The 12,578-nt window shown below is 62.5% G+C and carries 13 protein-coding genes; 6 read left to right on the top strand and 7 right to left on the bottom strand.

The genetic code is table 11. The features are described 5' to 3' along the window. Positions 1-54: 54 nt before the first annotated feature. The 3 genes from ACFRFQ_RS19580 to ACFRFQ_RS19570 all read right to left on the bottom strand — a co-directional run bounded on the left by ACFRFQ_RS19580 (position 55) and on the right by ACFRFQ_RS19570 (position 3,076). Entirely contained in the window at positions 55-1,026 is a 972-nt protein-coding gene (locus ACFRFQ_RS19580) for a sigma-70 family RNA polymerase sigma factor (protein WP_138868194.1), read from the bottom strand. Between the two features lie 163 nt (positions 1,027-1,189). After that, entirely contained in the window at positions 1,190-2,674 is a 1,485-nt protein-coding gene (locus tag ACFRFQ_RS19575) for a methyltransferase (protein ID WP_378661042.1), read from the bottom strand. A gap of 42 nt (positions 2,675-2,716) precedes the next feature. Beyond that, on the bottom strand, positions 2,717-3,076 hold the full coding sequence (locus tag ACFRFQ_RS19570) for a DUF3099 domain-containing protein (protein WP_138868196.1): 360 nt from the start codon (positions 3,074-3,076) through the stop codon (positions 2,717-2,719). Positions 3,077-3,161: 85 nt separating this feature from the next. Here ACFRFQ_RS19570 and ACFRFQ_RS19565 point away from each other — a divergent pair, with 85 nt between their 5' ends. Continuing rightward, positions 3,162-3,398: a DUF3039 domain-containing protein gene (locus ACFRFQ_RS19565; protein ID WP_033234787.1), complete on the top strand. Its 237-nt coding sequence runs from the start codon at positions 3,162-3,164 to the stop codon at positions 3,396-3,398. On the opposite strand, the gene ACFRFQ_RS19560 is transcribed toward ACFRFQ_RS19565, so the two are convergent. After that, entirely contained in the window at positions 3,371-4,618 is a 1,248-nt protein-coding gene (locus ACFRFQ_RS19560) for a YihY/virulence factor BrkB family protein (RefSeq protein WP_378661039.1), read from the bottom strand. The genes ACFRFQ_RS19565 and ACFRFQ_RS19560 overlap by 28 nt on opposite strands. Positions 4,619-4,873: 255 nt before the next feature. Here ACFRFQ_RS19560 and ACFRFQ_RS19555 point away from each other — a divergent pair, with 255 nt between their 5' ends. After that, entirely contained in the window at positions 4,874-6,655 is a 1,782-nt protein-coding gene (locus ACFRFQ_RS19555; RefSeq protein WP_138868199.1) for a DEAD/DEAH box helicase, read from the top strand. Positions 6,656-6,754: 99 nt separating this feature from the next. Here the strand turns inward: ACFRFQ_RS19555 and ACFRFQ_RS19550 are convergent, their stop codons facing one another. Next, positions 6,755-6,946 (bottom strand): hypothetical protein, encoded by a 192-nt coding sequence (locus ACFRFQ_RS19550; RefSeq protein ID WP_033234784.1) that lies wholly within the window; start codon positions 6,944-6,946, stop codon positions 6,755-6,757. A gap of 234 nt (positions 6,947-7,180) precedes the next feature. Between ACFRFQ_RS19550 and ACFRFQ_RS19545 the strand changes: the two genes are divergently transcribed. The 4 genes from ACFRFQ_RS19545 to ACFRFQ_RS19530 all read left to right on the top strand — a co-directional run bounded on the left by ACFRFQ_RS19545 (position 7,181) and on the right by ACFRFQ_RS19530 (position 10,135). Continuing rightward, a complete protein-coding gene (locus ACFRFQ_RS19545; protein WP_378661036.1) occupies positions 7,181-7,558 on the top strand; it encodes a DUF952 domain-containing protein in 378 nt (125 codons plus the stop codon). Between the two features lie 86 nt (positions 7,559-7,644). Beyond that, positions 7,645-8,127: a cation:proton antiporter regulatory subunit gene (locus ACFRFQ_RS19540; protein ID WP_033234782.1), complete on the top strand. Its 483-nt coding sequence runs from the start codon at positions 7,645-7,647 to the stop codon at positions 8,125-8,127. A gap of 7 nt (positions 8,128-8,134) precedes the next feature. Next, on the top strand, positions 8,135-9,307 hold the full coding sequence (locus tag ACFRFQ_RS19535; protein ID WP_138868201.1) for a cation:proton antiporter: 1,173 nt from the start codon (positions 8,135-8,137) through the stop codon (positions 9,305-9,307). Positions 9,308-9,328: 21 nt separating this feature from the next. Continuing rightward, positions 9,329-10,135, top strand: coding sequence for a tyrosine-protein phosphatase (locus ACFRFQ_RS19530; protein ID WP_378661032.1), 807 nt, complete (start codon positions 9,329-9,331; stop codon positions 10,133-10,135). A 76-nt stretch (positions 10,136-10,211) separates the two neighbouring features. Here the strand turns inward: ACFRFQ_RS19530 and ACFRFQ_RS19525 are convergent, their stop codons facing one another. Together ACFRFQ_RS19525 and ppgK are read right to left on the bottom strand one after the other, a co-directional pair. Next, positions 10,212-11,657 (bottom strand): RNA polymerase sigma factor, encoded by a 1,446-nt coding sequence (locus ACFRFQ_RS19525; RefSeq protein ID WP_378661029.1) that lies wholly within the window; start codon positions 11,655-11,657, stop codon positions 10,212-10,214. Between the two features lie 112 nt (positions 11,658-11,769). Continuing rightward, complete coding sequence (gene ppgK / locus ACFRFQ_RS19520) at positions 11,770-12,513, bottom strand: polyphosphate--glucose phosphotransferase (protein ID WP_378661026.1); 744 nt, start codon at positions 12,511-12,513, stop codon at positions 11,770-11,772. Positions 12,514-12,578 lie beyond the last annotated feature (65 nt).

Below are 12,578 nucleotides of genomic sequence, written 5' to 3'. Positions count from 1 at the left end.
TTCCCGATGGGAGAACATACGGTGGCCGGTGTGTTATGTCACACGACGCCGCGATCAGCTGGCGTAGGAGCGCAGCTTCTCGGCACGATCGCCGACACGAAGCTTGCCCATGACCTCGCGCTCGATCTGACGCACCCGCTCGCGGGAGAGCCCGAAGAGCTTGCCGATCTGGTCGAGGGTGCGCGGCTGACCGTCGTCGAGGCCGTAGCGCAGACGAATGACCTGCTGCTCACGTTCGTCGAGGGTGCCGAGCACGCTGCGGACGTCACTGTGCAGCAAACCGGCGATGACGGCGTTCTCGGCCGACGTTGCCTCGGCATCTTCGATGAAGTCACCCAATGGTGCTTCTTCGTCGCTGCCGACCGGCATGTCCAGGCTTACCGGGTCGCGGCTGTGGTCGAGGAGATCGGCGATCTTGTGCGCCGGGATTCCCGACTCTTCCGCTAATTCCTCGTCGGTCGCTTCGCGTCCGAGCTGCTGATGGAGTTCGCGTTTGATGCGGGCCAGCTTGTTGACCTGCTCGACAAGATGGACTGGTAGGCGGATGGTGCGGCTCTGATCAGCCATTCCGCGCGTGATGGCCTGGCGAATCCACCAGGTGGCGTACGTCGAGAACTTGAAGCCCTTGGCGTAGTCGAACTTCTCCATCGCACGGATCAGACCGAGGTTTCCCTCCTGGATCAGATCCAGGAGCGGCATGCCGCGTCCGGTGTATCGCTTGGCCAGCGATACGACGAGTCGCAGGTTCGCTTCCAGGAGGTGGCTACGTGCCGACTCTCCCTCGCGAACGATAGTTGCGAGATCCCTCTTCTTGGCAGCTGTCAGGCGCTTTCCCGTAGCCAGAACGTGGCTGGCGTACAGCCCCGCTTCGATTCGCTTCGCCAGTTCGACTTCGTCTGCTGCTGTCAGCAGTGCGGTGCGACCGATTCCGTTCAGATAGACACGGACCAGGTCCGCTGACGGGCTCTGGGCGTCCAGATCCGCAGCGCTCGGACGAATGCGAGTAGTGGTGCTGGGGCTTGTCATGACTTGCCTCCCTATCGGCGGTCTCTCACAAGGTTCAACGTGTGAGAGTTCCGAGATAGTTCCCGCAGCGATTTCGTCGAAATGGCTCTGACCTGCTGTGTTCCCGCGACCGTCCTGAGAAGTTGCTGAGAACCCGAAAATCTGCAACCCAATCGGAACTGAGCTACGTGACCGGCAACACCAATCCGTGACGTACGAGTGACACGAGCAGAGCGACGACGCCGGCACTCAGATCGTCGGGGTCTTCACCGTTCGCGGCGGCCAGAAGTTCCACCAATTCCCCGGCGACAAGTCCGTCTGCCCGCAGCCCGGCCAGTAGTGCGGCACCGAGGTCGTCGATCTCGTGCTGCCAGTGTGGTCCGTTGCCACGGTGAATCCGTGTGACAACCTGCTGCCACCCTTCCTCACCGGGCAGATAGACGCGTTCGAGGGCGGTGTTCGGATCGACGACAAACCGTTCCTGCAACACGTCGTGTTCACGCAGCCATGCGACACGGTCGAAGTACGCGAGCGCCTCCGGTCCGAGCGGGTCGGAGAAACCGTGGAGGAGGTCCTCGGCCATCAAGTCCGTCGGAGCGTCCGTTCGGCGCAGGAAGACGAAGCCGAATCCCACTCCTTCTACGTTCGACTCCTCGAGATGATCGAGCCAGGCATTGGCGCGTTCCTCGGTGGCGGGATCCCGCGGGTCCTGGCCGCCGTCCTTGAGCCAGGTCCCGACGTAGAGCGCAGGATCCGCGACATCACGTTGCACCACCCAGGCGTCGACGCCGTGTGCCGGGAGCCACGATGCGATCCGCGATCGCCAGTCTTCGCCTTCGACATGCACCCACGACGCGAGCAGTGCTGCGGTGCCACCGGGATTCAGATAGTCGACGGATCGCGAGATCATCAGTTCGCTGGCCCCGTCGAGTTCGAGACCGGAATCTCGATAGGTGTGGTGAACGCGTGCCTCGCCGACGACAAACGGGGGATTGGCGACTACTTGGTCGAAGGTTCGTCCTTCGATCGGTTCGAACCACGAACCCTGATGCAACTCGACGTCGAGGCCGTTGAGCGCCATGGTTGCGGCGGTGAGATCGATCGCGCGCTGGTTGATATCCGTCGCGGTGACGGAATCGGCGTAGGTCTTGGCGTGCAGGGCCTGGATTCCGCAGCCGGTGCCCACGTCGAGAACGCTTCCGACGTGAGAGGTCGGCGTTGCTTGCAGTAGTGACAGTGACGCGTGCCCGACGCCGAGGACATGGTCGCTGGTCGTGGACTGCTTCGGCCGAATTCCGCCGTCCAGGTCCGACATCACCCAATGGTCGCCGGCGCCGACGTCGATGGGCCGCAGATCCACGGCGGCACGTACAGCGGAGTCGGCCGAGTCTTCCAGCAGACCAGCCGCTATCGCATCGTCGAGGGTCAGCGGCGCCAGTGCGGCGGCGACGTCTTCGCGAGGACAGTCGTCGGCCAGCAGGAACAACCGGATGAGAACACCGATGTCACCGTGCTCACGGCTCGCGCGTCGCACCGGAACCGGTTCACTGCGACCGAGCGCTGCATGAACTTCCGAACCGAGCAGTTCGAGCAGGGTGTCGGTGTCGAACTGATTGCGCAGCAGTGCCGTGCGCAGCGCAGGGGTGATGGACAGGAGTGTTGTGCTCACCCGGACATTCTCGCAGGCGACAGATTTCGCCCAGGTGATGCGTCAACTCTCGATGATGTGATGTGGGCTGGACTCGATCTCGCCGGCATTGTGGCGTCGGCCGTCGTAGCGACTCGGTTCGTCCTTCGTACGCGGTGGTCGATCGTTTGCGATGAGGACCGCGATCCACGGAAGTGGGATGGACGCTCCGATGATCAGCATCGAGACCCAGCCGTTCTCCCAAATGCCATACGCGATAGCAGCCAGAATCAACGCGGGGAAACGGAAAGCCATGATCGTCATGTACTTCCGCACGCGCGCTTTGTGCTGCTCGTCGATGGACAACTGTGCTTCGGTGATCAGTACGGGATTGTCGGGTGTTCCGGCTTCGTCGGAGTGACCGAACGCGCCATTTCGTGCCATAGCTCCACTGTTCCACTCTCGGCCGACAATTGCACACGCGGCCCGACGGTCGCACCGCGCTCGCGGAGACGGCATTATTGGAGGTATGAGCACCCAAACCAAGGAACGTCCCGACGTCTCGACCGACGAAACGACCGATGACGACACCCCGAAGGTCTTTCACTACGTCAAGAAGAACAAGATCGCCGAAAGCGCAGTGATGGGCACCCATGTGGTTGCACTGTGCGGCGAGGTCTTTCCGGTCACCAAGTCGGCGAAGCCGGGATCGCCTGTTTGCCCCGACTGCAAGAAGATCTACGAAGGACTTCGCAAAGGCGAATGACCGGGTAATCGGGACCGGCCTCGCTGCGCCGGATCCGACCCGTTCTCCGAACTCGGCGACTCGACAGTGTCAGCGCAGTCGGTCGCCGAGTTCGACTCTGCTCCCATGCCGACACAATCCTTGCCCTCCGAGTTGGCCCGCCGACTTCGCGGTCGGCCGTACGTCGGCACTGCTGCCGGATCGGCTTTGTCACCGGACACCCGAATCGGACTGGTTGCCAGGTGCCACGTCAGAGTGGTCACCGGCCCTGCGCTGTTGTCGTCCTCCTGTTGTGCGGCCAGCCACTCGCGGACCTGTTCGAGCCGCGTCGCTCGCGCCGGCCAGAATTCCTGCACCGTTGCGTTGAACTCGGCTCCGAGTACTACCGCGAAGCCGAGGAAGAAGGTGAACAGCAGGAAGGCGATCGGCGTAGCCAAGGCTCCGTAGGTGTAGCCGGTGCCGGTGACAAAGCCCAGGTACCAGCGCAACCCGGTGCTCGCGGCCATGAAGAACACACCCGCGACCAGTGCGCCGGCAAGAAGTCGATGCCACGGCAGGGACTTCGGCAACGCGACTTTGTACAGCGTTGTCAAACCGATGATGACCAGCAAGCCAACGGCCGGGTAGTAGAACGTGTCGACGAGGTGCGAGCCCACGTCGTACCACGACGGCGGCAGCACACGGCCGATCATCGTCGGACCGAGCGCGACCATCGGCAGGATGAATACGGCCAGCCCGAGGAACATCACGTAGAGCAGCAGGGCAAAAATCCGTTGCCAGATCGGGTTACGCGCGTCCTTCTGCCCGTGCGCTTCGACGATCGAATCCACGAACGTCGAGATCGCCGACGAACCGGCCCACAGTGACAGCAGGAACCCGACCGAGATGATTTCCGGCCGGCCACGTTGGAGAACGTCGGTGACCGTCGGCCTGATGATCTGATCGACGACGCTTTCGCTGAAGATCGTTCCGCTGAACGTGACGATCTTCGACTCGATGATCTCGACGGTGTTCGGTCCGAACCAGCCGCCGATGTAGCCGATCATGCCGAGCAACCCCAGCAATAGCGGGGCAAGTGAGAGTGTCTGCCAGAATGCGGCTGTTGCGGCTTTGGCGAAGATCGAGTCGTCCCAGGCCTTGCTCAGAGTGCGGCCGATCAGTTGGCCCGTGCGGCGCAGCGGATGCCATCTGCGGTGATGCAGATCACTTCCGTGCGTCTTCGGGCCCGCCTCTTCGCTCATGATCACTCCAGCATTCCTGATGACACGCCCCGATGCCCAACCGCGGCGTCGCCGTGTCGCATATTTTTCCGCGGCGAGGGTTGCGCCCCCGATCTCGTGAAACCTCGCCGCGGGAGGGCACCGGTAGTGAATCCGGCCATGCCCGGGTGCTTCGGGTGCGGCTTTCGTCGGTAGCGACAGTTAGGCTCGTCGCCGGACATTCATGAAAAATCTAGGAGCGCGAGGCAATAGTGCGATTCCAGCGGAGGCGCGCTTATGACGTCTGAGACAACGGCGACAGAAGTGACAGGGGCAGCCGAAGTGAACAACTCGACCGAGAGTGCCGGAGCGCAACCGACGGCATCGACGGGGTCGCTTCGCGCGTGGCAGCGGCGTGCACTCACCAAGTACTTGGCAAGCAGTCCTCGGGATTTCCTCGCGGTGGCAACCCCGGGTGCCGGTAAGACGACATTTGCTCTGCGGGTGGCGTCTGAACTGCTTCGCGACCGGACCGTCGACCAGATCACCGTCGTTGCTCCCACCGAGCACCTCAAGCATCAGTGGGCAGAATCGGCCCAGCGTTCAGGCTTGTCGTTGGATTCACGGTTCTCCAACTCCACCGGCCAGACGTCGAGCGACTATCACGGCGTTGTTCTGACATATGCACAGGTGGCGGCGCATCCCACGAAGCACCGGGTCCGGACCGAAGGTCGCAAGACCCTCGTCATTCTCGACGAGATCCACCACGGCGGCGATGCAAAAAGTTGGGGCGAGGCAATCCAGGAGGCGTTCGGTGACGCCACCCGGCGTCTGGCGCTGACCGGAACTCCGTTCCGAAGTGATGACAGCGCAATACCTTTCATTCAGTACGAGCCTGACAAAGAGGGATTGCTGCGCTCCAAAGCCGATCATTCCTACGGCTACTCGGACGCGCTCAAGGACGGTGTTGTCCGTCCGGTTGTCTTCCTCGCGTATTCCGGTGAGGCCCGCTGGCGCAACAACGCCGGCGAAGAATTCACCGCCAGGCTCGGTGAGCCGCTCAGTGCAGAGCAGACCGCCCGAGCCTGGCGTACCGCACTCGACCCTGCCGGCGATTGGATTCCCGCCGTCCTGCAAGCAGCAGACACGCGTTTGGGGCAGCTGCGTTCCACCGGTATGCCAGACGCCGGTGGATTGGTCATCGCCACCGATCAGACTGTTGCTCGCGAATATGCCAAGGCATTGACGGCAATCACGGGGGAGGAGCCCACTGTGGTTCTCTCCGACGACCCCACCGCGTCCAAGCGCATTGCGGAATTCGGTGCGAGCGATCAGAAATGGATGGTTGCGGTGCGTATGGTGTCGGAGGGCGTGGACGTTCCGCGTCTGGCCGTCGGCGTGTACGCGACCAGTGCATCGACACCCCTGTACTTCGCGCAGGCCATCGGACGATTCGTGCGTTCGCGGCGGAAAGGTGAGACCGCCAGCGTTTTCCTGCCGTCGGTACCGGTTCTGTTGGACCTTGCGGCGCAGTTGGAGGCTCAGCGCGATCACGTCCTGGGCAAGCCGCATCGCGAAAAGGACGGTCTCGACGACGATCTCCTCGCGGACGCCAACAAGCAGAAGGACGAACTCGGCGAGGAAGAAAAGGCGTTCACGTCGCTCGGCGCCGATGCCGAGCTCGACCAGGTGATCTACGACGGCGCCTCGTTCGGAACCGCCACCTTCTCCGGCAGCGACGAGGAAGCCGACTATCTCGGTCTGCCCGGTCTGCTCGATCCCGATCAGATGCGTGCACTTCTGCGTCAACGCCAGGCTGAGCAGGTAAACAACAACACCGCCAAAGCGGCCGCTCCGGCGCCGACCGCCGCAGTGGTCGCGGAACGTGCCGCAACGGCCGACCAACTGGGTGCTTTGCGACGTGAGCTGAACGGCCTGGTCGCGATGAACGTGCACCGCACCGGACGGCCCCACGGAATCATTCACGCCGAACTGCGTCGCGTGTGCGGTGGCCCGCCGACGGCAATCGCGACGGTCGATCAGCTCACCGAGCGCATTGCGATTCTGCGTAGCTGGTAGAAATCCTGCAGACGGCAAAACGGGCGATCACAGTGATTGTGATCGCCCGTTTCGGCGTTCATGGTGCGCCTCGCGAAGAGGCCACCCCCGGCTGACAGGTTAGTTTGCGGGTTCGCTCTCGGAGACGACGGCATTCATCTCGCGAAGTCGATCCGCGTGTTCGGTTGCGTGGTGTCCGCAGAAGAGAAGCTCGCCGCCGGTGGGAAGCACGGCGCGTACGCGTGCTCCGGCACCGCACCGGTCGCACCGGTCGGCAGCGGTCAACTGTGGGCTGGTCAGTGTTCCGGGCATGACTCCTCCGTACTGGCTTGACGGCTTTCGTGCCGCGTGCCTGGGGCCTGGTCCGCCGCGTCGGAATGGCGCGGTAGATCCACTCTTACAGACGTTTGGCGTTCATGGGTTGTTCCCAGAAGAGTTTCTTAGTGTTGTGTCTCACTGGAAATGCGCTGGGCAGGCATTCTTCAGCCAGAATTGTTCGCTGAGAGCTGATTCAATTCCGCGTGTGCAGAGCGATATTCTGGGGCGATGAACCAGGAATCCGGAACGGATGTCGACGCATCGGTCGAGTTGCTCCATATGTGCACACAGGCCGAATGGGAGCGCGCGCAGGAGATCGGTGAGCGCGTCCCGGACGGATTTGCCGCTGAGGGCTTTGTGCACATGTCGACGCCCATGCAGGTTCATCTGCCGGCCAACCGGATCTTCGCGGGCCGGGACGACATAGTGTTGCTCGCCCTGGATCCGGCTCGGCTGGGAGCTGAAGTCAAGTGGGAACCGGGAGTGCCGTCGGATCCCGATTCGATGCGTTTCCCGCATCTGTTCGGACCGATTCCCGTCGCCGCTGTCACTGCCGTTACTGCGTACGTTCGCGACGAGAACGGTGCGTTTGCGGCGTTGCGGTGACGCGATCGAACCTGCCTCGCGGCGCCGGCCGACGATAATTTCGCCCTCCTGCGAAACTTGTCACAGATCGGCGCTACCGTTGATATATGAATGTAGAAGTCACCCCTCTGCCGGGCATCGGGACTCGTAAGGATTTTGTCCTGGCTTCCGGTCGCCGCGTGGGTGTCGTCACTCATCGTGACGGACATACGGACCTCATCGTGTCCAAGGAAAACGATCCGGATGCGTGCGCCGCGTCCTTGCCGCTCACCACGGAAGAGGCCGCTGCACTGAGCAACCTGCTCGGTGCGCCGCAGCTTGTGGCCCAGCTCGAAGACGAACACAGCGACATACCCGGGATCAGAACCAAACAGCTGTACATCAAGGACGGTTCCCGCTACGACGGACAGACACTCGGCGATACCGGGATGCGGACACGCACCGGCGTCTCGATCGTCGCTGTGATGCGTGCCGGTCAGGTGAATCCGTCGCCGAACCCCGACTACACGTTTACCGGAGGCGATCTGCTGGTGGCAGTCGGTACACCCGACGGCTTGGCTGCCGCTGCAAAAATCCTGACCAACGGCTGACGGGCAGGTGGATACAACCACACTTGCACTCATCGAACTGGGCGCGGTCTTCTTCGCGCTAGGACTTCTGGGAAGGCTCGCAGCACGATTCGGCATGTCGCCGATCCCGTTCTACCTGATCGGTGGCCTGTGCTTCGGTCAGGGTGGATTCATCCAACTCGGCGACATCGGCGAATTTGCTCACCTCGCAAGCGAAATCGGCATCGTGCTTCTCCTGCTCCTGTTGGGGCTCGAGTACACCGCAGCCGAATTGATGACCGGGCTCAAACGATCGCGCGTTGCCGGCATCGTCGACATCGTTCTCAACGCCACCCCTGGTGCCGTCGTCGGTCTGATGCTCGGGTGGGGTGTTGTCGGTGCCACAGTCATGGCCGGTGTCACTTACATCTCGTCGTCGGGAATCATCGCGAAAGTTCTCAGCGACCTCGGACGCCTGGGCAACCGCGAAACACCGGTCGTCCTCTCGATTCTCGTGTTCGAGGATCTTGCGATGGCGGTGTATCTGCCGATCCTGACGGCGATGCTCGCGGGTGTCAGCTTCATGGGCGGACTCGAAGCTGTCGGAATTTCGCTGTTGGTCATCACAGTCGTGTTGGTGGTGGCCTTGCGATACGGACGGTACGTCTCCGCTCTGCTGGACAGTCCGGACAGCGAGACATTGCTTCTCAAGTTGCTCGGTGCTGCGCTGCTGGTGGCCGGCGTCAGTTCTGCGATGCAGGTCTCCGCGGCGGTGGGGGCCTTCCTGCTCGGTATCGCGATTTCGGGTTCGACCGCTCATAACGCCAGTCGGGTGCTCGAGCCCCTTCGTGATCTTTTTGCGGCGATGTTCTTCGTGGTGTTCGGACTCAGCACCGATCCGAGCACAATTCCGCCGGTACTCGGGTGGGCCGCGATTCTGGCCGTCGTCACCGCGCTCACGAAACTGATCACCGGGGCATGGGCGGCCAAGCGTCAGGGTGTGGCCCGGATGGGTCAGGCCAGGGCGGGTGCGGCACTGATCGCCCGCGGCGAGTTCTCGATCATCATCGCCGGTCTGGCAGTGTCGGCAGGCGCCGTGGAACCGGAACTTGCCGCACTCGCAACGGCCTACGTGCTTCTGATGGCCGTGATCGGTCCTGTGGCGGCGCGAGTTGTCGAACCGGTCACCTCGTTGTACATCAAAGTTCGCACAAAGTCCTGATTGCGAAAATATCCTGTTTCGATGAGTAATGGATTCGCTCGTCCCGTCGCGACAGTGGCGTGTGCCATCTTGATTGCGTGTGCGCCGGTTCCCGCCTTTGCGGGCGGGATTCCCACCGCAGACCAAGACGTCTCGGCCGCGCAGGTGGTCGTGGATCGATCACTGCACCTCGAGGGGGCGTCCAATGCGAGGGATGTGGGCGGGTTCCGAACTGCGGACGGGCACACCGTCCGGATGGGACAGGTCTTCCGGACCAATGCACTCGACAAGCTGAGCCCGTCGGATCTTGTGGCGCTGCAACAGCGCGGCGTGGTGTCGGTCGACGACTTCCGGACGGTCGTCGAACGCGCCATGTCCCCGGACCGCATCCCGGAGGGTGCCGGGAGCAATTGGTTCGACGTGATCGGGACCAACCCGGCGAACTTGCCGGCACTGTTGGATATGCCGTCGATGTACACACTGATGGTGAGTGATCCCGGGGCCGGCCGAGCCTTCCACGACGCACTGACGAATATCGCGAACACGGACGGCGGTGTCCTGTACCACTGTTCGGCAGGAAAGGACCGTACGGGCTGGATGACCGCGGTTCTGCTGACACTGCTCGGTGTGTCCCGGGAAGACGTGAACGCCGACTACATGCTGAGCAACCAGTACCTCGCCGGTCCCCGCACCGGCATTGCCTTCGTCGACGGTGTGGAGCAGTCGTGGCTGGATACGTCGTTTGCGACGGTCGAGCGGGTGTACGGCGGTTTCGACAACTACGTTCGGGACGGACTGCAGTTGAGCGCGGACGATATCGCGCAGCTCAAAGACAAACTCTTGGCCTGACACAGGAGCGAATCGAGACAGAAGAGCCGCTCCCCGGTGAACAGGGGAGCGGCTCTTCTGCGTGGAGCTGGTGTGGCTAGTCGAGGTAGTCGCGCAGAACCTGCGAACGCGACGGGTGGCGCAGCTTCGACATCGTCTTCGATTCGATCTGGCGGATACGCTCACGCGTGACGCCGTAGACCTGTCCGATTTCGTCTAAAGTCCTCGGCTGGCCGTCCGTGAGGCCGAAGCGCAGGCGAACAACGCCGGCCTCGCGCTCGGAGAGCGTCTCGAGGACCGACTGCAGCTGATCCTGCAGCAAGGTGAACGAGACGGCGTCGACTGCGACAACAGCTTCCGAGTCTTCGATGAAGTCACCGAGCTGGCTGTCACCCTCGTCGCCGATGGTCTGGTCGAGAGAGATGGGCTCACGCGCGTACTGCTGGATTTCCAGCACCTTCTCCGGCGTGATGTCCATTTCCTTGGCAAGCTCTTCCGGCGTGGGCTCACGGCCCAGGTCCTGGAGCAGCTCACGCTGGATACGGCCGAGCTTGTTGATGACCTCGACCATGTGCACCGGGATACGGATGGTGCGGGCCTGGTCGGCCATAGCGCGGGTGATGGCCTGACGGATCCACCACGTTGCGTAGGTCGAGAACTTGTAGCCCTTGGTGTAGTCGAACTTCTCGACTGCACGGATCAGGCCCAGGTTGCCTTCCTGGATGAGGTCCAAGAACGCCATGCCGCGGCCCGTGTATCGCTTTGCGAGCGAGACGACGAGACGGAGGTTGGCTTCGAGGAGGTGATTCTTGGCGCGGTTGCCGTCGCGGCAGATCCAGCTCATGTCGCGGCGCTGAGCGGCGGGCAGCTTTTCGCCCTTGTCAGCAAGATCCTGCATGATCTGCACGGCATACAGACCGGCTTCGATGCGCTTGGCGAGTTCGACTTCCTCCTCGGCGTTGAGGAGCGCGACCTTGCCGATCTGCTTGAGGTACGCGCGAACGGAGTCGGCGGACGCCGTGAGTTCGGCATCCTTACGAGCCTGGCGAAGTGCCTCGGACTCTTCCTCGTCCCAGACGAAGTCGCCGGACGCCTTGTCCTTGTCGGTCGGTTCCTCGGTGGCGGGCTCTTCGTCCTCGCCGACTGCGACGACCTCGACCTCTTCGAGGTCTCCGTCTGTGATGTCGATGTCTTCCAACTCGACGTCGCCGTCTTCTACATCAGGATCCCCGGCCTTCTTGGGGCTGGCCTTCTTTGCTGCTGCCTTCTTCGCCGGAGCCTTCTTGGCGGGGGCCTTCTTAGCTGCTGCCTTCTTGGCGGGGGCCTTCTTCGCCGGTGCCTTCTTGGCGGCCGGAGCTGTGACGGTGGCCGCCTCCACGGCTGAAGATTGTGGCTCTGACTCTGATGGAGAATCAGCAGTCTGACGTGTATCGGTGGCTGCCACGTACGCCCTTTCGTGACGGTGTCGTGCGGCGTCACGCCAGAGTGGTGATCCGGCGGAGAGGTCAATGGTTGTGGCCGGCGCGCAGCCGGACTCCACCATTGTAACGACTCTCAGGAAACTCTTACGTCACGACGGGCGTTAACGGCATTTTCCGCACGGGATTAACCCCCGTTTTCACCCTTTCGCGCAACCCGTCGCCGGCGGAATCAGCCTAGATTTTCGACGCGGCCAAGGCGGCGCCTGCGATTCCGGCGGTGTTGAGAAGTGCGGCAGGAACGACCGGCGTGCGATTGGTGAGGAGCGGAATCCACTTCTCGTGCTTACGGCTGATGCCGCCGCCGGCGATGAACAAATCGGGCCATGTCAGGTCCTCGATCGTGGTGAGCACCTTGGAGACCTCGACGGCCCATTGCTTGTAGCTCAGGTCTTTTTTCTCTTTCACCGACGACGCAGCTCGGTGTTCGGCTTCCTTTCCGTGGACTTCGAGGTGGCCGAACTCGGTGTTGGGCAACAGAACTCCGTTGTGCAGAATCGCCGACCCGATACCGGTTCCGAAGGTCAGCAAGATGACAACCCCAGACGCGTCCTTGCCGGCGCCGTAGGTGTCCTCGGCGATACCAGCGGCATCGGCGTCGTTGAGAACGGTGACGGCGCGGCCGCCGAGTGCCTTGCCGAACAGCGCAACAGCATCGGTTCCGATCCAGGACTTGTCGATGTTGGCGGCACTGCGGGCGATGCCGCCGGTGACGACCGACGGCAATGTGATGCCGACGGGGCCGTCCCAGCCGGCCTGCTCGACGATCTGGGTCACAGTGGTGGCAATTGCGTCGGGAGTCGAGGGTTGCGGGGTCAGGATCTTGATGCGCTCACCGATCATCTCGCCGGTGCTCAGATCGATGAGCGCGCCTTTGACTCCACTGCCGCCGACATCGATTCCGAAACCTGTCGTTGTCATCGTCCTGCGCTCCTGAGGGCTCGAATTCGAATGTCGCGATCTGACCGAATAGAACACTAACCCGA

This window comes from Rhodococcus sp. NPDC056743, from assembly GCF_042790355.1.
GTDB lineage: Bacteria > Actinomycetota > Actinomycetes > Mycobacteriales > Mycobacteriaceae > Rhodococcus_F.
The sequence above is the reverse complement of the archived record's forward strand: the minus strand, read 5'-3'. Positions and strand labels throughout refer to the sequence as shown.

Coding starts and splice junctions, on each gene's coding strand:
- ACFRFQ_RS19560 (WP_378661039.1), bottom strand. CDS start 4,618: ATGAGCGAAGAGGCGGGCCCGAAGACGCACGGAAGTGATCTGCATCAC.
- ACFRFQ_RS19580 (WP_138868194.1), bottom strand. CDS start 1,026: ATGACAAGCCCCAGCACCACTACTCGCATTCGTCCGAGCGCTGCGGAT.
- ACFRFQ_RS19550 (WP_033234784.1), bottom strand. CDS start 6,946: ATGCCCGGAACACTGACCAGCCCACAGTTGACCGCTGCCGACCGGTGC.
- ACFRFQ_RS19525 (WP_378661029.1), bottom strand. CDS start 11,657: ATGGTGGAGTCCGGCTGCGCGCCGGCCACAACCATTGACCTCTCCGCC.
- ACFRFQ_RS19570 (WP_138868196.1), bottom strand. CDS start 3,076: ATGGCACGAAATGGCGCGTTCGGTCACTCCGACGAAGCCGGAACACCC.
- ACFRFQ_RS19545 (WP_378661036.1), top strand. CDS start 7,181: ATGAACCAGGAATCCGGAACGGATGTCGACGCATCGGTCGAGTTGCTC.
- ACFRFQ_RS19540 (WP_033234782.1), top strand. CDS start 7,645: ATGAATGTAGAAGTCACCCCTCTGCCGGGCATCGGGACTCGTAAGGAT.
- ppgK (WP_378661026.1), bottom strand. CDS start 12,513: ATGACAACGACAGGTTTCGGAATCGATGTCGGCGGCAGTGGAGTCAAA.
- ACFRFQ_RS19565 (WP_033234787.1), top strand. CDS start 3,162: ATGAGCACCCAAACCAAGGAACGTCCCGACGTCTCGACCGACGAAACG.
- ACFRFQ_RS19530 (WP_378661032.1), top strand. CDS start 9,329: ATGAGTAATGGATTCGCTCGTCCCGTCGCGACAGTGGCGTGTGCCATC.
- ACFRFQ_RS19555 (WP_138868199.1), top strand. CDS start 4,874: ATGACGTCTGAGACAACGGCGACAGAAGTGACAGGGGCAGCCGAAGTG.